Source organism: Pseudomonas sp. NFACC51, from assembly GCF_900103575.1.
Classification (GTDB): domain Bacteria; phylum Pseudomonadota; class Gammaproteobacteria; order Pseudomonadales; family Pseudomonadaceae; genus Aquipseudomonas; species Aquipseudomonas fluorescens_Q.
In genome coordinates, this window is record NZ_FMXH01000001.1 from 193,099 (window position 1) to 215,394 (window position 22,296).

At 60.8% G+C, this 22,296-nt stretch carries 19 protein-coding genes; 6 read left to right on the forward strand and 13 right to left on the reverse strand.

Translation table 11 applies throughout. The annotated features are described in order from the left end of the window. Positions 1-45: 45 nt before the first annotated feature. Both BLT00_RS00920 and BLT00_RS00925 read right to left on the reverse strand, forming a co-directional pair. Positions 46-699, reverse strand: coding sequence for a Pr6Pr family membrane protein (locus tag BLT00_RS00920; protein ID WP_092145579.1), 654 nt, complete (start codon positions 697-699; stop codon positions 46-48). Between the two features lie 217 nt (positions 700-916). Next, complete coding sequence (locus BLT00_RS00925; protein ID WP_092145581.1) at positions 917-1,438, reverse strand: DUF4142 domain-containing protein; 522 nt, start codon at positions 1,436-1,438, stop codon at positions 917-919. 217 nt (positions 1,439-1,655) lie between these two features. Between BLT00_RS00925 and BLT00_RS00930 the strand changes: the two genes are divergently transcribed. Then, positions 1,656-1,895: a DUF465 domain-containing protein gene (locus BLT00_RS00930; RefSeq protein WP_072347631.1), complete on the forward strand. Its 240-nt coding sequence runs from the start codon at positions 1,656-1,658 to the stop codon at positions 1,893-1,895. Positions 1,896-2,074: 179 nt separating this feature from the next. Here the strand turns inward: BLT00_RS00930 and BLT00_RS00935 are convergent, their stop codons facing one another. The 4 genes from BLT00_RS00935 to BLT00_RS00950 form a co-directional block, all read right to left on the reverse strand. After that, the gene (locus BLT00_RS00935) at positions 2,075-2,938 is read right to left on the reverse strand and encodes a LysR family transcriptional regulator (RefSeq protein ID WP_003200177.1); all 864 of its coding nucleotides are present in this window, start codon (positions 2,936-2,938) and stop codon (positions 2,075-2,077) included. 63 nt (positions 2,939-3,001) lie between these two features. Next, positions 3,002-4,720 (reverse strand): hydrogenase maturation protein, encoded by a 1,719-nt coding sequence (locus tag BLT00_RS00940; protein ID WP_092145583.1) that lies wholly within the window; start codon positions 4,718-4,720, stop codon positions 3,002-3,004. Between the two features lie 216 nt (positions 4,721-4,936). After that, positions 4,937-5,251 carry an SCP2 sterol-binding domain-containing protein gene (locus BLT00_RS00945; protein WP_063322011.1) on the reverse strand — a complete coding sequence of 105 codons (315 nt, stop codon included), beginning with the start codon at positions 5,249-5,251 and terminating at the stop codon, positions 4,937-4,939. Between the two features lie 51 nt (positions 5,252-5,302). Beyond that, entirely contained in the window at positions 5,303-6,013 is a 711-nt protein-coding gene (locus BLT00_RS00950) for a histidine phosphatase family protein (protein ID WP_092145585.1), read from the reverse strand. 226 nt (positions 6,014-6,239) lie between these two features. On the opposite strand from BLT00_RS00950, the gene sohB reads away from it, so the two are divergent. Then, positions 6,240-7,271 (forward strand): protease SohB, encoded by a 1,032-nt coding sequence (gene sohB / locus BLT00_RS00955; RefSeq protein ID WP_092145587.1) that lies wholly within the window; start codon positions 6,240-6,242, stop codon positions 7,269-7,271. Positions 7,272-7,394: 123 nt separating this feature from the next. Here sohB and BLT00_RS00960 read toward each other — a convergent pair whose 3' ends face one another. Both BLT00_RS00960 and BLT00_RS00965 read right to left on the reverse strand, forming a co-directional pair. Further along, the gene (locus BLT00_RS00960; RefSeq protein ID WP_092145589.1) at positions 7,395-7,889 is read right to left on the reverse strand and encodes a DUF934 domain-containing protein; all 495 of its coding nucleotides are present in this window, start codon (positions 7,887-7,889) and stop codon (positions 7,395-7,397) included. After that, complete coding sequence (locus tag BLT00_RS00965; RefSeq protein ID WP_092145591.1) at positions 7,873-9,531, reverse strand: nitrite/sulfite reductase; 1,659 nt, start codon at positions 9,529-9,531, stop codon at positions 7,873-7,875. The genes BLT00_RS00960 and BLT00_RS00965 overlap by 17 nt, the downstream gene beginning before the upstream one ends. 503 nt (positions 9,532-10,034) lie before the next feature. Between BLT00_RS00965 and BLT00_RS00970 the strand changes: the two genes are divergently transcribed. Beyond that, positions 10,035-11,162, forward strand: a complete 1,128-nt coding sequence (locus tag BLT00_RS00970; protein WP_072347617.1) for an ABC transporter substrate-binding protein — start codon at positions 10,035-10,037, stop codon at positions 11,160-11,162. 54 nt (positions 11,163-11,216) lie between these two features. Here BLT00_RS00970 and BLT00_RS00975 read toward each other — a convergent pair whose 3' ends face one another. After that, positions 11,217-11,435, reverse strand: a complete 219-nt coding sequence (locus BLT00_RS00975) for a DUF2970 domain-containing protein (protein WP_072347696.1) — start codon at positions 11,433-11,435, stop codon at positions 11,217-11,219. 230 nt (positions 11,436-11,665) lie between these two features. Between BLT00_RS00975 and BLT00_RS00980 the strand changes: the two genes are divergently transcribed. Beyond that, complete coding sequence (locus BLT00_RS00980; protein WP_092145593.1) at positions 11,666-13,138, forward strand: reprolysin-like metallopeptidase; 1,473 nt, start codon at positions 11,666-11,668, stop codon at positions 13,136-13,138. A 167-nt stretch (positions 13,139-13,305) separates the two neighbouring features. On the opposite strand, the gene metH is transcribed toward BLT00_RS00980, so the two are convergent. Continuing rightward, positions 13,306-17,016 (reverse strand): methionine synthase, encoded by a 3,711-nt coding sequence (metH, locus tag BLT00_RS00985; protein WP_092145595.1) that lies wholly within the window; start codon positions 17,014-17,016, stop codon positions 13,306-13,308. A gap of 156 nt (positions 17,017-17,172) precedes the next feature. Between metH and BLT00_RS00990 the strand changes: the two genes are divergently transcribed. Next, on the forward strand, positions 17,173-19,464 hold the full coding sequence (locus BLT00_RS00990; protein WP_092145597.1) for a fatty acid cis/trans isomerase: 2,292 nt from the start codon (positions 17,173-17,175) through the stop codon (positions 19,462-19,464). Between the two features lie 115 nt (positions 19,465-19,579). Continuing rightward, positions 19,580-20,164, forward strand: a complete 585-nt coding sequence (nfuA, locus tag BLT00_RS00995; protein ID WP_003182850.1) for a Fe-S biogenesis protein NfuA — start codon at positions 19,580-19,582, stop codon at positions 20,162-20,164. Positions 20,165-20,364: 200 nt separating this feature from the next. Here the strand turns inward: nfuA and cobM are convergent, their stop codons facing one another. From cobM to BLT00_RS01010, 3 genes are all read right to left on the reverse strand, one after another. Continuing rightward, the gene (cobM, locus tag BLT00_RS01000; protein ID WP_092145599.1) at positions 20,365-21,111 is read right to left on the reverse strand and encodes a precorrin-4 C(11)-methyltransferase; all 747 of its coding nucleotides are present in this window, start codon (positions 21,109-21,111) and stop codon (positions 20,365-20,367) included. A gap of 77 nt (positions 21,112-21,188) precedes the next feature. Then, entirely contained in the window at positions 21,189-21,593 is a 405-nt protein-coding gene (locus BLT00_RS01005) for a cobalamin biosynthesis protein (protein ID WP_092145601.1), read from the reverse strand. Continuing rightward, positions 21,590-22,285: a CbtA family protein gene (locus BLT00_RS01010; RefSeq protein ID WP_092145603.1), complete on the reverse strand. Its 696-nt coding sequence runs from the start codon at positions 22,283-22,285 to the stop codon at positions 21,590-21,592. The genes BLT00_RS01005 and BLT00_RS01010 overlap by 4 nt, the downstream gene beginning before the upstream one ends. Positions 22,286-22,296: the final 11 nt, after the last annotated feature.

Here is a 22,296-nt window from a genome sequence, read left to right on the forward strand (position 1 = left end):
TGTCGGAACAGTGGTGCTGATGAGTCGTTTGGCGCTTGGGCTGCCTCAGTGCCTGCCTTTCCAGCGGTCCAAGGCAATCAGCACCAGAGACACCACGACGAATCCCAGCAGTACCATCACCGCATTAAGGAACACCCGGGGGTAACCCAGTGTGTCCACTTCGATAAAGGGATAGGGGTAGGCGCCGACAAAGTAACCACGCACCAAGGCGTAGATGAAATAGACCAGCGGATAGATCAGCCACGGCCAGACATCTTGCCATTGCAAAGTGCCCTTGGGCACGCAGAACCACCAATAGACCACAAACAGCACCGGCATCACGTCATGCAGCAATTCATCGGCCACCCACTGCAAGCCCTGGGGGTTCCAGACATTGCGCAGCAGCAGGTTGTACGCCACCCCCACGAGTATGATGGCAGCGGCTACGCCGCTTTGGACCGTGGGCTTGAGAAAGAATCGCCGCAGCGCCGAATCCCCTGAGGTGGCCGCATAGGTCAGCACCACTGCCACCAGGATATTGGTCAGCACCGTAAAATAACTGAAGAAGATGTCAACTGCGCCCCACAGGCTCTTGCCGCCCTGCCAGCGCGAAGTCAGGATCAGGTAGAGCTGGAGGATCAATGCGAACCATCCCAGCAGTGCGGCGATTTTCACCGCGATACCGCCAGCGCTTTGCGTTAACACCGGTTCATCGCTCATGACTTGGCTCCTGCTTCGCGGCACCTGCGACTGCAAAGCCCCAAGAGGTTGGATGCTTGTATCAGCAGGATGGTCTTGAGCAAGACCCTAGGAGCGTGGGTTGCAATATTCTACTGTCAGAAATGACAGTGCTGACCAGCGGTAGCCATGAACACCGATGGACTTGGGTTGAATAAGGCCATCTTCATGAAGACGGCCCTTATTCTGTGCCTCAGGATTACTTGCTCGGATGGGCAGCCTGCAGTTTCTTGGCTTCTTCCAGGTGATGTTGCAGGTCTGGCAGCATCTTCTGGGCGAACGCCTTGAGTTCGGTATTGCCAGCCTTCTTATCGTCGGTAACGGTTTCGGCTTCTTTCTTGAACAGGACGATGGTTTCTTCGTGGGCCTTGACCTGGTTGTTGGCATAGGCCGCATCAAAAGACTCATCGCGCACGTCGAGAATCTTCGCCTTGGCTTTTTTCATCAACGTGGTGTCGTCGGGTACCTTGATGTCATGTTTTTGCGCCAGGGCTTTCAGCTCTTCGTTGGCCTTGGTGTGGTCAGTGATCATTTTGTTGGCGAATGCCTTGATGTCCGCCGATTGGCTTTTTTCCAAGGCCAGTTTGCTGGTCTCGATTTCTGCAATTCCACCGGCCGCCGCGTTATCGACAAAGTCGTTGGAAGTCGCGGCCCATGCCATGCCCATGCTGGTACTCAGGGCAATTGCCAGGCCGAGTTGACGCAGGGTGAATCTGTCCATAGGTAAGTCTCCACACAGGTTGAAAGAGCGATTCTTTTCGTCTCTGATCAATGGAGAGCGGGGGCCAGACAAAGGTTTGATTGGAGCGCATTGCGTTACGACGAACGGTCACCGCTGGTCGGATTGGCGGTCGACAGAACCCCGTCGACGAGGCCATCCTGATCATCGATGAGCGCTGTAAAGGCGTCTTCCACCGACCCACTGAAGGAGGTGTTCCATGCCGGTGTCCCACGATTTGTGCCAGGACCTGAACTGCACAAAAGACCACATCCAGCAAAAACGCAGCGAGGATCCGAGGCTCGACTCGTTACTTCAGAAATATTCCCAACTTGATGCCGAGGTCGTTGACGCTGAAAAACCATCATCGCCGGGGCTGTCCGACGATGTCCTGGAGACGCTCAAGAAGAAACGCTTGCTGCTCAAGGATAAGATTGCAGACAAATTGAAGGAGCCGTGAGGCTGGCCTGCCTGAGGGGCCCTTTTTGAAGGGCCCTGAACGTGTAGGGCGAAACTCAATGAACCCGTGGCGAGGGAGCTTGCTCCCGCTGGGCTGCGCAGCAGCCCCAAAACCATTCGACACGGGGCAGCAGGAAAAACGCTTTGGCAGGTTTTACACTTTTGTGGCAAGGGGATTTATCAGGTCAGTGGATCCCAACGCTGCGACCAGTCGCTGCCGGTCTTGACGATCTCTCGCAATACCTCGAATGCCTGCTGCAACGCCGCTGAATCCCGATCGCGGGAGTAGACCAGGTAGGTGGGGTAGTTGAATTCCGGTGCCTTGGGCACCCGTTCCAGGATGCCGCTGTCCAGGTAGCTCTGCACGACTCGGGTGCGGAAGTAGCCGCTGCCGCCGTTTTCCAGGATGTACTGCAGGGCCAGGGGGCCGAGGTTGAAGGTCACGGCGGCCTTGGCCTTGTCCGGTAGCGCGGTGTCGTGTTGGCGCCGGAAGTCAGCACTCCAGTCGATGTACACGTAGGGCTCGGGACGGGCGGCCAGGCGTACCAGGATGAGTTTCTCTTCCAACAGCTGTTCTACCTGCAGGCGCGGCCAGTATTCGGGCTGATAGACCACTGCCGCGTCCAGCAGACCCAGCTCCAGCTGTTGGAGCAGTTTCTCGCCGTCGCGGATGTCCATGCGCAGGGCATGGCCGGGAATTTTCTGGCGCAGCTCGCCGGCCCAGGCGAGCATCAAGGGATTGCACAGGCTGACCTCGCCCCCCAGGTGCAAGACGTTGCGATAGCCCTCGGGCAGTGGCAGGTCCCGACGGGCCGCTTCCCAGGTCTGCACGAGCTGGTTGGCATAGACCACAAACGCCTCGCCGTCGCTGGTCAAGCGCGCGCCGGCACGATTGCGTACGAACAGCGCGCAGCCAAGCTGGCTTTCGAGCTTCTGGACCCGGGCGGTGATCGCCGTCTGGGTCACGTGCAGCTTTTCGGCCGCTGCAGCGAGGCTGCCGTGGCGGACGATTTCCAGGAAGGTGCGGGCGAGATCGATGTCCATGTTCAGGCCGATACGGGGGAAGCGGGCATTGTAAGAGCTGCCGCGCCTCGCCGATACCGGACATTATTGGACGGCTTGGACCTGTGCCGTTCGTGCCCAAGGGGCGACCAGGCGTTCTGGCGTGCGGCAGGCCTTGTGCTTGAAGACGAAACCACGGCACTTGTCGGCGAAGCCGTGGCGATTGTCCACCATGTCATGTCGCATCTGCGCGAGCTCACCCTCGCGGCACGCCTGGATCGCTGACAGGCTCCGCTCGGCTTTGCGAACCCGGATGCTTTCATAGTTCGGATCGAGCAGCGCACTGTTGGCTCGTTGCAGCAGCCACAGGCCGAACTCGTCGGGGCAGCGTGGTCCGATCTCCTGGACCATGCCGTAGCGCAACGCCTGGAGGGCGCTGATCGGCAGGCAGTCCCGGGTGAGTTTCCAGGCCATGTCCGGCCCGACCGCGCGGGGTAGGCTGTAGGTCCAGTATTCAGAGCCGTACAGGCCCATGGTCGCGTAGTGCGGGTTGAGCACGATGTCACGGCGCGCCAGCACGATATCGGCCGCCAGAGCCAACATCACACCGCCAGCCCCGGCGTTACCCGTCAGACCGCTGACCACCAGTTGCCGTGCGCTGAACAACTCAAGGCAAACGTCATCGATGGCCTGTATGTTGGCCCAGGCCTCCAGGCCGGGTTCGGAGGCGGCCTGGATAACGTTCAGGTGCACGCCGTTGGAAAAGCTGCCGCGCCCGCCGCGGATCAACAGCACCTGGGTGTCCCGGGACTTGGCCCAGCGCAATGCCGCCACCAGCCGTTGGCATTGCTCAGTGCTCATCGCTCCGTTATAGAACTCGAACGTCAGCTCTCCCACATGGCCGCATTCCCGGTAGCGAATGGGCTGATAAGACTCATCGCTGAACGGCTGGCGGGCCAGGGAACCGTCGAGCACCGGGACGCCTTCGAGGAGGTTCGACAAAACATGGCGCGCCGGACGCTTGAAGGTCCGGTCGCCGGGCTGCGGCTTGCGGCGCAGGGCGCCGATCCACAGGCTTGTATCCCCTGTCGCCACCAACACCGCATCGTCACGCACGGCCAGCAGTTCGCCGGGCAGGCCGTGGCGAACGTCCGGATGGGCGTCGTACAGGTAAAACTGTTCGCCGGCCAGGCTCGCGAGTACGCCGGGTTGACCGTCGGCCGCGTCGATGCAGCGCTTGATGAAAGCGCTGCTGTCGTGCCAGCTGAAGGTGCGATGGGCCTGGGTCATGTTCGGTTGCAGGCGTCCGACCACGTCATGACGGCCATAGTCCAGTGGCACCGGGATGAAACCGTCAAGGTACTTCTCCACGACCTCGCGGATGCAACGAATGGCGGCGTCGCTGACCGGGCCGTTATACAGCTCGGATTTGCGCAGGCCTTGGGGCAGGTCGAATTCGCACGTGGCCCAGACTGGCCCGGCGTCCATTTCCTCTACCGCCTGCAATGCCGTGACGCCCCAGCGCTCGGGCTGCCGAGTGATCGCCCAGTCCAGGGCGCTGGCGCCGCGGTCGCCGACAATTCCGGGATGAATGATCACCACCGGGCGCCGCGGATTGCGCCATAACTGCTCGGGTACACGGTCCTTGAGAAACGGGCAGATCACCAGGTGGGCGCGGCTTTCTTCGATTTGCCGGCAGACCGAGGCCGGATCGGTGAACAGCACGACGCTGGGGTGATAGCCGGCCTCGCGCAGGTCCAGCCAGGCGCGTTGGGTCAAGCCGTTGAAGGCACTCGACAGCAAAATGATCTTCAGTGTGGGCATGAGTCTCTCTTCCGTGAGATGAGCAGGCGCCGGCTCCCGATGAGCCGTCCCTGGCTTGATGGAAGCGCTACATTAGCGGCTGGGGGAGGAGCGACAACTGACAGGGATCAAGGTTGTGAGTGCAAGGCAGAATCAGCGCAGGGCAGAAACACGAATCCCGCCACGGGGGCGGGATTCGTTTGCAATCAGAGGCCCGCGAAGAACGCGAGCGCAGTCTCAGCCAGGGAACAGCTCGGACAGTTTCATGGCCAGCATCATGTCGCCTTCGGTACGCAGCTTGCCGCTCATGAACGCTTGCATGCCGTCGGTGCTGCCGTCGACGATGCCTTGCAGGGTTTCGCCGTCCATCACCAGGGTCACCTGGGCGTCCGGGTTTTCGCCTTCCTGCAGTTCGCAGGTGTTGTCCTTGACGACCAGCGAGAAATTCTTGGTATCGTCGATGCGGAAACCGAATACCAGATCCAGGCCGGCAGCGGCGGCTGGGTTGAACTTGGCTTTCATGGCTTGTACGGCGTCGGCTACGGAGGTCATGGTTTCGATCCTTATTTGGGTGGTACAGCAAGGGTCTACAGTAATCCGGACTCAGCGAAAGGTGATGAGGTCCGGGGCCTTCAGCAGTTGCAGGTGGGCATGGCTGTTGAAGGAAGCCAGGGCCACCTCGCGGCCCCTGAATTTCAGGTGGTTGAGCGAGGTGTTGACGATTTGCCAGTTCAGTTCGAAGGCCTGTCGGGCCGGTATCTGGGTGATCAGGTGGAGCAGGGCGGTGATGGTGCCGCCGGAGGTGAACACGGCTATTTTGTGGGTGTTGTCGGCTTGCTCCAGGATGCGCTGCAGGCCCGCGTGGACCCGCTCGACAAAACCCAGCCAGCTTTCCAGGCCCGGCGGGTCATACTGGCCGCTGAGCCAGCGTTCGACGATCAGCGCGAAGATGCGCTGGAATTCGGCGCGGTTCTGCGCAGCGTTGCGCAGGATATGCAGCGCCTCGGGCTCCTGGGGAAGCATGTCCGGCAGCAGGGCGCGAATGACCGCGTCGGCATCGAACTCGTTGAACGCGGTGTCGGTTTCCAGCCCGGGAACCGGTAACCCGGCGGCGGACATCTGTTCCAGCGCGCCGATGGCGGTATCCTGTTGGCGACGCAGGTCACCCGAGAGGCAGCGATCGAACACGACACCGAGCTCCGCCAGGTGGCCGCCGAGCACTTGCGCCTGGCGCACGCCATTGGGTGAAAGGACATCGTAGTCGTCCGCACCAAAGGAGGCCTGGCCATGTCGAATCAGATAGATACTGCCCACGTCCGCGTCATCCCGGTACGTTGAAGGTTTGGCGAGGTTATGGGGATGGCGGTGAGCTGTCAATGAAAAAACATACGCTTGTTTGAAATGCCCGTTGCAGCCTTGTCCTGCCTCGCTCGCGTTAACGTAACCACCGGTTTCATGACTGGTCGCGACGCAGCCGCATGGGTATGCTGGGACCGTTACGCGCCTGTGTTCAGTGGCACATTGCATTTAAGGAGTTGCTGTGGAGTTTTTCATCGAGTACGCCGGTTTCCTGGCCAAGACCGTGACGCTGGTGATCGCCATTCTGGTGGTGCTGGTCAGTTTTGCTGCGTTGCGCAGCAAGGGGCGGCGCAAGTCGACCGGTCAGTTGCAGGTGAGCAAACTCAACGATTTCTACAAGGAGCTACGTGAGCGCCTGGAACAGACGCTGCTGGACAAGGATCAGCTCAAGGCGCTGCGCAAGGCCGAAGGCAAGGCTGAAAAGGCCGGGAAGAAAAACAAGGACAAACCGGCGGCCAAGCCCCGGGTGTTCGTGCTGGATTTCGACGGTGACATCAAGGCCTCGGCCACCGAGAGCCTGCGTCATGAAATCACTGCGCTGCTGACCCTGGCGACGCCGAAGGATGAAGTAGTGCTGCGCCTGGAAAGTGGCGGCGGCATGGTCCACAGCTATGGCCTGGCCTCGTCGCAACTGGCGCGGATCCGTCAGGCCGGCGTGCCGTTGACGGTCTGCATCGACAAGGTCGCGGCCAGCGGTGGCTACATGATGGCGTGCATCGGCGAGAAGATCATCAGCGCTCCTTTCGCGATCCTGGGTTCCATCGGCGTCGTCGCGCAATTGCCCAACGTCAACCGGCTGCTGAAGAAACACGACATCGATTTCGAAGTGTTGACGGCCGGGGAATACAAACGCACGTTGACGGTGTTCGGCGAAAATACCGAGAAGGGCCGGGAGAAATTCCAGGAAGACCTGGACATTACCCATGAGCTGTTCAAGAACTTCGTGTCCAACTACCGCCCGCAACTGGCCATCGATGAAGTGGCGACCGGTGAGGTCTGGTTGGGTGTCGCGGCGCAGGGCAAGGGCTTGGTGGACGAGCTGAAAACCAGCGATGAATACCTGGCCGAACGCGCCAAGGGTGCCGAGCTGTACCACCTGCACTACGCCGAACGCAAAAGCCTGCAGGAACGCATCGGCATGGCGGCCAGCGGTTCGGTGGATCGTGTGCTGCTCAGTTGGTGGAGCCGCCTGACCCAGCAGCGGTTCTGGTAATCCGCGTAGCCCGCCCTCGCACTGCCCCTGTGGGAGCGGGCTGGGCCGCCACGGTGGTAGGACCATCAAATGAAAAAGCCCTGAACCGGTACACCCGGCTCAGGGCTTTTTCATAGGGCTGTCTCAGCGACGACGGAACAGCGGCAGCGGTTCGTCAGTGGCAGCCTGGTAGGTCACCGAGAAGTCCTTGAGGCTTTCGAGGGCCTCAAAGGGGTCTTTGTCGGCACGCAAGGCAAAGGCGTCGAAGCCGCAGCGGCGCATGTAGAACAACTGGTCGCGCAGTACGTCGCCAATCGCCCGCAATTCACCCTTGAAACCATAGCGTTCACGTAGCAGGCGGGCGTTGGAGTAGCTGCGCCCGTCGGTGAAGGCCGGGAAGTTCAGGGCGATGACCTGCAACTGGTTGGCGTCCTCGCCGATTTCCTCGGCTTCCTCGTCGGCGTCCAGCCACACGCCCAGGCCGCCGTCGCGGGCCTTGAGGGCGTGGGCATGATCGCGCCACAAGGCCAGGGGCACGATCAGGTCGTCACAGTTGGAGATGCCATCGAGGGTCGCGTCCTTGGGCAGCAGGTGCCAGGTTTCGTCGATGACCTCGTTGTTCTTAATGATTCGCTGCATAGACGCGTTCCTTGAAGAGGTCGATGCCAATACGTTGGTAAGTGTCGATGAAACGCTCGTCTTCGGTACGTTGTTCGATGTACACGTCGATCAGCTTCTCGATCACGTCAGGCATGTCGTCCTGGGCAAACGACGGGCCGAGGATCTTGCCCAGGCTGGCGTCGCGGCTACCGCTGCCGCCCAGGGAGACCTGGTAGAACTCTTCGCCTTTCTTGTCCACGCCCAGGATGCCGATGTGGCCGACGTGGTGGTGACCACAGGCGTTCATGCAGCCGGAAATGTTCAGGTCCAGCTCGCCGATGTCGAACAGGTAGTCCAGGTCGTCGAAGCGACGCTGGATCGATTCGGCGATAGGGATCGACTTGGCGTTGGCCAGGGAGCAGAAGTCGCCGCCCGGGCAGCAGATCATGTCGGTCAGCAGGCCGATGTTCGGGGTGGCGAAACCTTGCTCGCGCAACTCGCCCCAGAGGGTGAACAACTGGCTCTGTTCAACGTCCGCCAGGATGATGTTCTGCTCATGGGAGGTGCGCAGTTGGCCGAAGCTGTAGCGCTCGGCCAGGTCGGCCACGGCGTCCAGTTGCTTGTCGGTGATGTCGCCCGGCGCGACGCCGGTTGGCTTCAGGGACAGGGTCACCGCGACATAACCCGGCTTCTTGTGGGCCAGGGTATTGCGGGTGCGCCAGCGGGCGAAGCCAGGGTGTTCCTTGTCGAGGGCAGCCAGCTCGGCGTTCTGGTTGCTCAGGACTTTGTAGTCTGGATCGACGAAATGCTTGGCCACACGGTGGACTTCTGCTTCGGTCAGGGTGGTCTGGCCGCCACGCAGGTGAGCCATCTCGGCTTCGACCTTCTCGGCGAACACTTCAGGCGTGAGGGCCTTGACCAGGATCTTGATCCGCGCCTTGTATTTGTTGTCGCGACGGCCGTAGCGGTTGTATACCCGCAGGATGGCGTCGAGATAGCTCAGCAGGTCCTGCCACGGCAGGAACTCGTTGATGAACGCGCCGACCACCGGCGTACGCCCCAGGCCACCGCCCACCAGTACACGGAAGCCCAACTCGCCGGCCGCGTTGTAGACCGTCTCCAGGCCAATGTCGTGGACTTCGATGGCCGCACGGTCAGAGGTCGAGCCGTTGATGGCGATCTTGAACTTGCGTGGCAGGTAGGCGAATTCCGGGTGGAACGTCGTCCACTGGCGGACAATCTCGCACCACGGGCGCGGGTCGATCAACTCGTCGGCTGCGACACCGGCGAACTGGTCGGTGGTGACGTTGCGCAGGCAGTTGCCGCTGGTCTGGATCGCGTGCATCTGCACGGTGGCCAGTTCGGCGAGGATCTCGGGCACATCTTCCAGGGCTGGCCAGTTGTACTGGACGTTCTGCCGGGTACTGATGTGGGCGTAGCCCTTGTCGTAGTCGCGGGCGATTTGCGCCAGCTTGCGCACCTGGCGCGAAGTCAGCTGGCCATAAGGCACAGCCACCCGCAGCATCGGGGCGAAGCGCTGGATATACAGGCCATTCTGCAAGCGCAGAGGGCGGAATTCTTCTTCGCTCAGCTCGCCTGCCAGATAGCGTCGGGTCTGATCACGGAACTGCTTGACGCGGTCCTCGATGATCCGCTGATCGTACTCGTCATATACGTACATATAAGTCTCGGTCTCAGGCTTGGGCCGATCAGAAACAGCTGCATGTTGGCTCGCTGGAATCGGGTTCTGCCTCGGCAATTCTGCGCGCACGGCCGCGCACTCCTAGAGGAGCCGGTGCAAGATACCTGTTTTGAGTTATGCGCAAAAGTGATGTTTGAGTATATGTAAAGAACCAAATCGACTAATGAGATTGATTATTGCCTAACCCACATTTGTCGTGCGGGCAATCATCGTCTTAACTGTGGTCGAGTCCCTATGCAATCACCTACAAAACCGACAAGAGGCGATGCAATGAGCAATCCGACCAAAGCAAGGAAAAGCGACAGTACCGTTGATGCCTGGGCCATTTTGTTCCTGATTATCCTGGTGGTGGGCACCGCAGTGTTCTGGGTCAGTCATCAATAGGTTCGAGCCGTTGCCAGCTACATGAAGGTCTCGCGTTCATGTGCCCGTTCGCCACCCGGGTCGTTATACTGGGTGGCGTATTATTCAGGGCGGGCGGGATGTTTAAGTTTATCTGCAGGCTGGTAGCGTTGTTATGCCTGTCATTCTGGTTACCGGTGCACGCCGCCGGCGCTGTTTCTCCTTCAGCCCAGGTGAGGGCTGCGACTTCGGTGGTGTTCCTCAATCCGGGGCGTTCGACCGAGACGTTCTGGGTCAGCTATAGCGAGTTCATGCAGGCCGCGGCTAATGGCTTGGGGTTGCGCCTGCGCGTGGAGTACGCCGAGCGCGATCCCGAGCGCATGATCCGCCAGGCTCAAGACGTCATCACGTCGGTTGACCGTCCGGACTACCTTGTGCTGGTGAACGAACAGTATGTTGCCCCGCGCATCCTGCAATTGGCCCAGGGTAGCGGGATCAAGCTGTTCCTGGTGAACAACACGCTGACCAGCGACCAGACCCGCCTGCTGGCACAGCAAGGCGCGCCGCCTCCCGAACTGCTTGGCAGCCTGGTGCCCGACGACGAGCGCAGTGGCTACCTGATGCTCACCGAGCTGTTGCGCCAGCATGGGCCGCTGGCGCCTGGGCAAACCCTCGACCTGTTGGCATTTTCCGGAAAGAAGTCCACGCCTTCGGCGCAACTGCGTGAGAAAGGTCTGTACCGGGCGCTGGCCGAGCATCCACAGGTACACCTGCGCCAGTTGGTCTATGGCGAGTGGAATCGCGAGCGCTCCTACGAGCAGGCCAGCCAACTGGCCAAGCGGTATCCGCAGACCGCGCTGGTGTGGTCCGCCAACGATGAGATGGCCCTGGGCGCCATGCAGGCGTTCGAGGAGGCGGGGCGCCAGCCAGGCAAGGATGTGTTGTTCAGCGCCATGAACAGTTCCAGGGCGGCGCTCCAGGCCCGCATCGACGGGCGCTTGAGCGTGCTGTTCACCGGACACTTCAGCTTGGGAGGGTGGGCCATGGTGCTACTCCATGATCACGCCCGGGGCACTGACCTCGCGCGTCATGGCGGCTACAACCAGCAGATCGACCTGATGCAATCGCTCGATCCGGCCCGCGCTCGAGCGTGGCTGAACATGGATCCTGCCAAGGACTATCGCCTGGATTTCAAGCGCTTCAGCCTGGTGTCTCGCCCGGATGGCGAGCGCTATGCCTTTTCGCTCGATGGGCTGGGGCGTCGCTAGCCTCGGCCCGGATTGCAGGCAAGCTGTCCATAATGATCTGTGGATACTAAGTGTTCACACACCCGCAAAGTACAACACCAAATTAACGATCCCATACAACGTCAACCCGAAAATGACCGTAAACAGGATGCCGAGGATCACGAAGTGACTCGGCTTTCCATGGGTAAAGTCCCGGGCGCGGTTTTTCCCGCTTTGCACGCCAAAGGCCGCCGCCCCCACGCTGTGCAGCATTTGCAACAGAGTGGGTGGCTTATTATCGGTTGGATCGTCCATAAATCCCTCGTCTGTCATGTGTGTGGGACAAGCATAGACAAAAGATCTCGATCCGCGGTGGCCTCAGTCATGGATCTCTGGCGCCCGGTTTTCCCCCAACGCCTTGGCAGACAGAAAATCAGTCAACCTAAGCCTTCCTGACCCGTGTCGCTACTGGTACTTCTGTCAGTATCCGTCCCGGTGGGATTGGATCACGCTGATGACTCCTGTCACCCACGGAGATATTAGCCATGAACGTCCGAAGCTCGTTCACGGCCACGGTTTTTTACCGTTGTGCTACGGCTACGCTGGTTTTCCTCTTGGGGTTGCCGGTAAGCAATGCGGCAACCGAAAGCCAAGAGAACACACCTCAACCGACGTCGGCGAGTGTTTATGCCAATGCGATTGGCGATGCCCGCTTTGAACGTTCGGCGATACACGTTGAGCAGGGCTATACGATTGAAAGTGGCAATTTGTATGCCCGTGATGGGAAGGCAGGCTCGCTGGTGGTGGTTCGGTCTCCGGAGGGGGCGGTCGTTGGGATTGTCAACGAGCCCGATAAGCATGGCTTGTTAAAAGTTGACCCCCAGGGGCGCCTTACATTCATTGCCGAGCCAGCTGAAGACTTGTTGGAAAACGATATGGTCGAACCACAGGAAGATATTGGTCGCCCGGAGACGGCCAGTGACGGGCACTCTTATATTGATATGCTCTTCGCTTATTCTGCCAATGCGCTGAATCAGCTGGAGGTCGATCCCATTGCTCACGCGCTTGCACAGGTTGAAATGGTCAATCTCAGCTTACGAAACTCGCGCGTCGGGGAAGTTTCATTGCGACTCGGTGCCGTCAGCGTTTTTGATGTGCCTTACAATACCAGCAACGAGGGATTGACCAACTGGCAAGATCTTCTCAGCCCCTATCGGGACCGGTACAAAACCGATGTGAACGCAGCCATTGCGACGGGTACCAACCAAGAGCAGGGAAGAGCCTATTTTCGTGGATATTCAAGCGTCAGCGCCTGGTATGCACCCACCACTTTTACCCATGAGATAGGGCATAACGTCGGAGGGGACCATTGCGAAGAGGCAAACGGTTCGGACTACAACTATGGCTACAATAACGGCAAAACCAAAACCAATATGTGTACCGGCAGTCGATCCCTCTACTATTCGACACCTGCCGTCAATGATACTTACGGCTTGCCGATAGGGAATGCAAGGACGGCCGACATGGCACGCGTCTGGCGTGAGAGTGCGGCGCGATTGACGGGTTACAAGCCGGAACTGCCAGGTCTGCGTATGCTGGTCGTCAGCGGTCTCCATAATCAGGCGTCTACTTACATCCGGATTCCTGGAATAGAGCGACTTTACATGGGCGGGATCGTTGCTCTGTCAGCCGATGTGGGTCCTACAGAGCTGGAGCCAGGAACAGATGAAAAGTTCACGATGCTGAGGGTGAAGTTGTTCAATGCGGCAGGTAATGAAGTGGTCGTTAAGTTACGGGGGATTCGCGTTCAAGAGGAAAATGGTTGGCGGGAACATATGAACAGTAAGCGTTTTCTCGGAGCACTCGGCCCCATGGTTGGGCTTGAAATACAATACGATGTTCGGGATAACGTAGCGCTTCCGGCGGGATACTATAATGGATTGTTGCAGTTGGAGGCTCGAAGGGCTAATTCCGATTGGAAGGAACCGATAAATATAATTGTCTCGGTGAAGAAGTAAATAAAGCGGTGGCGTCAGTATTTTATCGCGGTGTTTTGCGTTGGAAGCGCTGCTGGGCTTTCGAAAGACGACAGTTGAGTCCTGAAAATCGCAGCCTTCGGCAACGACAGGATTATGTATCCATGCAGTTGACGAAGGCTGCGGTCTGTTTGGGCCAAGATCTTATATCAGCTGTCATACCCCAAATTAGGCGATAACCAACGCTCCGTCACACTCAACTCCTGACCCTTGCGCGCGGTATAACTCTGCACCTGATCCTTATCGATCTTGCCCACCGCAAAGTACTGCGCCTGGGGATGGGCGAAGTACCAGCCGCTGACCGCCGCTGCCGGGAACATGGCGTAGTGTTCGGTGAGGAACACGCCGCTGCGTCCGGCCTTCAGTTCGCTGGCCTCGGGATCGAGCAGGCGGAACAGGGTGGCTTTCTCGGTGTGGTCCGGGCAGGCCGGGTAACCGGGGGCAGGGCGGATGCCGGTGTATTGCTCCTTGATCAGGGCGTCGTTGTCCAGGCTCTCGTCCTGGGCGTAGCCCCAATAATTTTTGCGCACTTGCTGGTGCAACCATTCGGCGCAGGCCTCGGCCAGACGGTCGGCGAGGGCCTTGACCATGATCGAGTTGTAGTCGTCGCCGGCCTCCTGATAGGCCTTGGCGACTTCTTCGGCGCCGATGCCGGCGGTGGTGATGAAACCGCCGACGTAATCGGTCACGCCGCTGTCCTTGGGCGCGACGAAGTCGGCCAGGGAGAAGTTGGGCTTGCCGTCGGTCTTGATGATCTGTTGGCGCAGGTGGTGCAGGCGCGCCAAGGGCTTGCCGTCGTCACCGTAGACTTCCAGGTCGTCGTCATGCACCTGGTTGGCCGGCCAGAAGCCGAACACCGCGCGAGCGCTGATGAGTTTCTCGTCGATCAGCTTGCGCAGCATGGCCCGGGCATCGGCGTACAGTGCGGTGGCGGCTTCGCCGACCACTTCGTCGGTGAGGATGCGTGGGTACTTGCCGGCCAGGTCCCAGGAAATGAAGAACGGCGTCCAGTCGATGTATTCGGCCAGGACGTTCAGGTCGATGTTATCCAGCACCTTGGCGCCGGTGAAGGTCGGCTTGACCGGCTGGTAGCTGCTCCAGTCGAACTGCGGCTTCTTGGCGATGGCCGCTGCATAGCTCAGGCGTTCGGTCCGAGCGCTGCGGTTGGATGTGCGCTCGCGCACGTCCATGTAGTCCAGGCGGGTTTTCTCGACGAAAGCCGGCTTGAGTTCCTTGGACAGCAACTGGGTCGCCACGCCCACGGCACGGGAGGCATCGGTGACGTAGATCACCGCGTCGTTGCTGTACTTGGGCTCGATCTTTACCGCCGTGTGGGCCTTGGAGGTGGTGGCCCCGCCAATCATCAGCGGCAGGTGGAAATCCTGGCGTTGCATCTCCCGCGCCACATGCACCATTTCATCCAGGGACGGGGTGATCAGGCCGGACAGGCCGATGATGTCGCACTTCTGTTCCTTGGCTACCTGCAGGATCTTCTCCGCCGGCACCATCACGCCCAGGTCGACGATGTCATAGCCGTTGCAACCGAGCACCACGCCGACGATGTTCTTGCCGATGTCATGCACGTCGCCCTTGACCGTGGCCATCAGGATCTTGCCCTTGGCTTCCGGCTTGTCGCCTTTTTCCGCCTCGATGAACGGAATCAGGTGGGCCACCGCCTGCTTCATCACCCGGGCGGATTTCACCACCTGGGGCAGGAACATCTTACCGGCGCCAAACAGGTCGCCGACGATGTTCATGCCGGCCATCAGTGGGCCTTCAATGACCTCGATCGGTCGGGCGAACGACAGTCGCGATTCTTCGGTGTCTTCGACGATGTGGGTGGTGATGCCCTTGACCAGGGCATGTTCCAGGCGCTTGTTCACTTCCCAGCCGCGCCATTCCTCGGTTTCCGCTTCCTTGACGCTGCCGTCGCCCTTGTACTTGTCGGCGATGGCGAGGAGGGCGTCGGTGCCTTCGGGGGTACGGTTGAGGATCACGTCTTCCACGGCGTCGCGCAGTTCCACCGGGATCTGGTCGTAGATCTCCAGTTGGCCGGCGTTGACGATGCCCATGGTCAGGCCCGCGCGGATCGCATACAGCAGGAACACCGAGTGGATCGCCTCGCGCACCGGGTTGTTGCCTCGGAACGAGAAGGACACGTTGGACACGCCGCCGGAGGTCAGCGCGTAGGGCAGTTCGTCGCGGATGTAGGCGCAGGCGTTGATGAAATCCACGGCATAGTTGTTGTGCTCTTCGATACCGGTGGCGACGGCGAAGATGTTCGGGTCGAAAATGATGTCTTCCGGCGGGAAGCCGACTTCATTGACCAGGATGTCATAGGAGCGCTTGCAGATTTCCTTCTTGCGCGCCTCGGTGTCGGCCTGGCCGGCTTCGTCGAACGCCATCACCACCACGGCGGCGCCGTAGCGCTTGCACAGCTTGGCGTGATGGATGAACTGCTCGACGCCTTCCTTCATGCTGATGGAGTTGACGATGCCCTTGCCCTGGATGCACTTGAGGCCGGCCTCGATCACTTCCCACTTGGAGGAGTCGATCATGATCGGCACGCGGGAGATGTCCGGTTCGCCGGCAATCAGATTGAGGAAGGTCACCATGGCCTTCTTCGAATCGAGCATGCCCTCGTCCATGTTGATGTCGATCACCTGGGCGCCGGCCTCGACCTGCTGCAGTGCCACTTCCAGCGCTTCGGTGTAGTTGTCCTCGCGGATCAACCGGGCGAACTTGGCGGAACCGGTAATGTTGGTCCGCTCGCCGACGTTGACGAACAGCGAGCTGCGATCGATGGTGAACGGTTCCAGGCCCGACAGGCGGCAGGCCCGGGGAATCTCTGGAATCGGTCGCGGGGCATAGCCGGCCACGGCCTTGGCGATGGCTTCGATGTGCGCCGGGGTGGTGCCGCAGCAACCGCCGACGATGTTCAGGAAGCCGCTCTGGGCGAATTCCTCGATGACTTTGGCGGTCTCGGCCGGCAATTCGTCGTATTCACCGAATTCGTTGGGCAGGCCGGCGTTCGGGTGCGCCGAGACATGGGTGTTGGCCTTGTTCGACAGCTCTTCCAGGTACGGGCGCAGCTCGCTAGCGCCGAGGGCGCAGTTCAAGCCCACGGAAATCGGCTTGGCGTGGGCCACGGAGTTCCAGAAGGCTTCGGTGGTCTGGCCGGACAGGGTACGACCGGACGCATCGGTGATGGTGCCGGAGATCATGATCGGCAGTTCGACGCCCAACGCTTCATAAACACCCTGCACGGCGAAAATCGCTGCCTTGGCATTGAGCGTGTCGAAAATGGTTTCGATCAGGATCAGGTCGGCACCGCCTTCGATCAGGCCCTTGGTGGCCTCGGTGTAGTTCTCCACCAGTTCGTCGAAGGTCACGTTGCGGTAGCCGGGGTTGTTCACGTCCGGCGACAGCGAGCAGGTGCGGCTGGTCGGGCCGAGTACGCCGGCAACGAAACGTGGCTTGTCCGGGGTTTCCAGGGTCTTGGCGTCAGCCACTTTACGGGCCAGGCGCGCGCCTTCCAGGTTCAGCTCGTAGGCCAGGCCTTGCATGCCGTAGTCGGCCTGGGACACCTGGGTGGCGTTGAAGGTGTTGGTTTCCAGGATGTCGGCGCCAGCATCCAGGTAGGCTTTTTCGATGGCGCCGATCACGTCCGGGCGGCTCAGCACCAGCAGGTCGTTGTTGCCCTTGACGTCGCTCGGCCAGTCGGCGAAACGCTTGCCACGGTAGTCCTGCTCTTCGAGCTTGTAGCTCTGGATCATCGTGCCCATGCCGCCGTCGAGGATCAGGATGCGCTCCTTGAGGGCTTGCTGGAGAAGATAAAGGCGAGCGCTGCGATCGGACATAGGACTACCTGGAAAAAAAGACCATTACGAAGGCCAGGATGATAGCAAACCTGTGCAGGATTTGATCATGATGGGCTTTTGCATGAATATCGCTCATGTTTGCAAGGCGATGCTGGCCCGGTAGAATCGCCGGACTATCTCTTAGGGACCCGAGACATGCCGTACCGCGTCTTATTCGGCAGTCTGTTGCTGCTGTTGTGTTTTACCGCAGCCGCCGGGAGCCGCGCTCCAGCGATCTCCTACACCCGCGACATCCAGCCGATCTTCACGGAAAAATGCGTGGCCTGCCATGCCTGCTACGACTCCGCTTGCCAGTTGAACCTGGGCAGCGGCGAAGGCGCGGCGCGGGGCGCGAGCAAGCTGTCGGTGTACGACGGCGAGCGGCGCCAGGCGGCCGAGCCGACCCGCTTGTTCTATGACGCCTCCGGCCAGCGCGCCTGGCAGCGCAAGGGCTTCTATTCGGTGCTCGATGCCCAAGGCAGCCAGGCTGCCCTGATGGCGCGCATGCTGGAGTTGGGCCATCGCACGCCGTTGCAGCCCAACGCCAAGCTGCCGGAAGAGATCGTGCTGGGCCTCAATCGCGAAAACAGCTGCGCGATGCCGGATCAATTCAACGAATACGCCGGCGCCCATCCCAAGGAAGGCATGCCCCTGGCCGTCACCGGCCTGACCGACCAGCAATACCAGACCCTGCAACGCTGGCTGGCCGCAGGCGCCCCCATCGATCAGCAGGCCCTGGCCCCGAGTGCCGCCGAAGCCTTGCAGGTGGTGCAATGGGAAAACCTGCTCAACGCCCCTGGCGCCCGGGAAAGCCTGGTGGGCCGCTGGTTGTTCGAGCACTGGTTCCTGGCGCACATCTATTTCAAGGACGGCGAGCCGGGGCATTTCTTCCAGTGGGTCCGTTCGCGCACGCCCACCGGGCAGCCGATCGACCTGATCAATACCCGCCGTCCGAATGATGACCCTGGCACCCGCGTCTATTACCGGCTCTGGCCGGTGCAAGGGGTGATCGTGCACAAGACCCACATCACCTACGGCTTGAGCGCGGCGAAGATGGGGCGCATCAAGAGCCTGTTCTACAGCGGCAAATGGCAGGTGACCGCGTTGCCGGGCTACGGTCCGGAGCGCCGGGCCAATCCATTTTCCACCTTCGAAGCGATCCCGGCCCAGGCTCGCTACCAGTTCATGCTCGATAACGCCGAGTATTTTGTGCGCACCTTCATTCGCGGGCCGGTGTGCCGGGGCCAGATTGCCACGGACGTGATCCGCGACAATTTCTGGGCGCTGTTCCAGGCCCCCGAACATGACCTGTATATTACAGATCCGAACTACCGCGGCCAGGCCACGCCGCTGCTGGCAATGCCGGGGCAGAACGACGACGTGGGCAGCGTCCTCAGCCTGTGGCTCGACTACCGGGACAAGCGCAACGAGTACGAAGCCTTGCGCCGCGACGTCTATGCCGATGCGCCGGCGCCGAGTTGGTCGACGCTGTGGGCCGGGAATGACAATGCATTGCTGAGCATTTTCCGGCACTTCGACAGTGCCTCGGTCAACAAGGGCTTGATCGGCGAAGTGCCGCAGACGATGTGGCTGTTCGACTTCCCGTTGCTGGAGCGCACCTATTACCAATTGGCGGTGAACTTCGATGTATTCGGCAACGTGTCCCACCAGGCCCAGACCCGGCTGTATTTCGATCTGATCCGCAACGGTGCGGAGCAGAACTTCCTGCGCCTGATGCCGGCCGACTCCCGGGAAGGCTATCTTGACGACTGGTACCAGGCCGGCGGCAAATTCAAGATGTGGCTCGATTACGAGGCCATCGACGATGACAAACCGACCGCCCTCAAGCTTGATGAGCGCGACCCCAAGGGCGATTTCACCCAGCAACTGCTGGCCCGGTACGGCGAGCTGAATGCCCGCCCCGATCCGATCAACCGCTGCGACGGCGCCTACTGCTCGCGCCCGAACATCGACCCGGCGCTGCAAAACGCCGAACAGGCCCTCAGTCGGCTGGTGTCGCGCCCTGCGGCGGGGCTCAAGGTGATCGACCAACTGCCGGAAGCGACTCTGCTGCGCGTCGAAACCGCCAGTGGTCATCGTGAAATCTACAGCCTGCTGCGCAACCGAGCCCACAGCAACGTGGCGTTCCTGCTGGGCGAGGAGGCGCGATACCAGCCGGGGCTGGACACACTCACGGTCTACCCGGGCGTGCTCAGCAGCTATCCGAACTTCATGTTCAACATTCCGGCCGGGCAAGTGCCGGCATTCGTCGAGGCCATGCAAGGCGCCCAGGATGCACCGGCGTTCGAGCGGATTGTCGAGCGCTGGGGCATTCGTCGCAGCCACCCGCAGTTCTGGTACTACTTCCACGACCTGAGCCAGTACATCCAGGAGACGGAGCCCCTGGAAAGCGGCGTGTTGGACATGAATCGCTACCAGAACCTCTGATCGACAGCTCCGGCGGCAAACTCCGTGCCGCCGGACGCTTTCCTGACAAAAATACTGGGACTTTGTCCGGCGCGATGATTGGCGTAAACTGCCGGCAAGCCTGCGAGGAGTTTCCATGACCGCCATTACCATTACCGATGCCGCCCACGATTACCTGGCCGACCTGCTGTCCAAGCAGAACACCCCAGGTATCGGGATCCGCATCTTTATCACCCAGCCCGGCACCCAGTACGCTGAGACGTGCATTGCCTACTGCAAGCCGGGGGAAGAAAAACCCGAAGACACCGCGCTGGGGCTCAAGAGCTTCACCGCGTACATCGACTCGTTCAGCGAAGCCTTCCTGGACGATGCGGTGGTCGACTACGCCACTGACCGCATGGGTGGCCAACTGACCATCAAGGCGCCAAACGCCAAGGTGCCGATGGTCAATGCCGACAGCCCGGTCAACGAGCGCATCAATTACTATCTGCAAACCGAAATCAACCCGGGGCTGGCCAGCCACGGCGGCCAGGTTTCGCTGATCGACGTGGTGGAAGACGGCATCGCCGTGCTCCAGTTCGGCGGCGGCTGCCAGGGCTGCGGCCAGGCTGACGTCACCTTGAAGGAAGGCATCGAGCGCACCTTGCTCGAGCGCATTCCGGAGCTCAAGGGCGTACGCGACGTGACCGACCATACCCAGAAAGAAAACGCCTACTACTGATAGGTGTTCGCTGTGGCGAGGGAGCTTGCTCCCGCTCGATTGCGAAGCAATCGCAAGGCAACCGATGTGCTCTTCGTGATGGGCATATGAGTTGCAGGGGGACCGCTTCGCGGTCCAGCGGGAGCAAGCTCCCTCGCCACAATAGTTTCAGTCGTCAGCCTGGACCCACAGGGGACTCGGGTTGGCTCCAGCCGGTTGCGTCAAGGGCGGTAGAGATGCGCATGCCCGGCACGGTACAGCGATGATTCGCTGAACACGTCATTGCCCAGCACACGCCCCACCAGGATCAGCGCCGTTCGGCGGAAACCCTTGGCCTGCACCTTCTCGGCGATATCTGCCAGTGTACCCAGCACCCAATCCTGATCCGGCCATGTTGCCCGGTGGATCACCGCAATCGGGCAGTCGGCGCCGTAGTGGGGCCGCAGTTCGTCGATGATCTTTTCCAGGTGATTGACCCCCAGGTGAATCGCCATGGTCGCCCCGTGCTGTGCCAGGTTGCCCAGTTCTTCCCCTGCTGGCATCGGGGATTTATCGGCGTAACGGGTGAGGATCAGGCTCTGGGAGATGTCCGGCAAGGTCAGTTCTGCACCCAGCAAAGCAGCACAGGCTGAGGTCGCGGTCACGCCCGGGATGATTTCGAAAGGGATGCCCAGTTCCCGCAGGCAACGAATCTGCTCGCCAATGGCGCCGTACAGGCTTGGGTCGCCGGAATGCACCCGGGCCACGTCCTGCCCCTTGAGATGGGCGCTCTTGATCAATTCGATGATCTGTTCCAGATGCAGCTCGGCGCTGTTGATCACCTGTTCGGCACAATGGCCTTCAAGGACGGCGGTTGGTACCAAGGAACCGGCGTAGATGATCACCGCGCAGTGGCGGATCAGTCGCTGGCCTTTGACGGTAATGAGATCCGGGTCGCCGGGGCCGGCGCCGATGAAGTAAACGGTCATGACCGGCTCCTGTGAAAGGTGGGTGAGCGTCGCCCAGATGAAGATCGCTCATGATCCTGAGGGCGAATTATCGGGATTTACGACACGAGCGCCAATGCCAACGTGACGCTGGGGGCCTTTTGGCGGGAAATCAGCAGGGTTGCGGGCTTCGTGCCTAGCTGGTCGGCCAGGGCCAGGGCCGCGCTTTCGGCGACGCCGTAGCAGCCGGTGCGTTCGAAGGCAATTTCGGAGCGGTGACTGAGTCGATCCTGATAACCGGCCAACTGCTGGGCACTGAAGCAGGTCAGCGGCAGCGCCAGTTGCCTGGCCAATTCCAGCAAGCCCGACTCGTCACGCTTGAGATCGATGCTGGCCAGGGCCCGCACGTGATCAAGCGCAATGCCGTGGGCCAACAGCGTCTGGTCGAGCAATGCCCGTAACGTGCTGGCCGGGCAACCGCGTTGGCAGCCAAGGCCGACCACCAGTATCGGCCCGTTGCTCATGCGTCGTGGCGGGCTTGGCCGTCACGGCGAAACAGCCATGTGCTGATCAGGCCCAGGGCCAGCCAGAACGCGACGTTGGTCACTTGCGAGGCGATCTTGAATTGCGTTTCAAGCGCTTCGGGCGCCAGCATCGAGTGGACTTCAGGCTGCGGTGCACCGATGACATGGGGCACCAGCAACGTCGCCACGCCCAGCAACTTGAGCAGCCAATGCTTGCCGAAGGCGATCAGGGCGATGCCCACCGCCGTGGACGCCGCGGTGCCGATCCACCACATCTGCCGTTGGGCCAGGTCGGCCGCTGCGGTACCAGGCAGTTCCGGCGGCAGGCCAAGCGTCGGCGCCAAGACGAAAGTGGCATAACCGGCCAGGCCCCAGAGCAGGCCTTGGGACGTGCGAGTCGGTGCGCGCAAGGTGTACAGGCCCGCCAGCATCAGGGCAAAACCCACGGCGACCACCAGGTTGCCGCCAGTGGTGGACAGTACGCGCTGCCAACCGTCTTCCGGCTCCCAGGCCTCGGCATCATGGGTATGAGCCGCCCCGTCGGCGTGTTCATGGGCCTCGGTCGCCGGGGCCTTCTCGAAGGTTTCCGCCTGGAGAATCAGCGGCGATACCCAGAAACTTTGCAGCAGGGTCAGCAGCAGGGCGGCCAGCAAGCCGCTGAAACCAGCGGTCTGCGCGATACGCTTGATCATGGCGTCAGGTC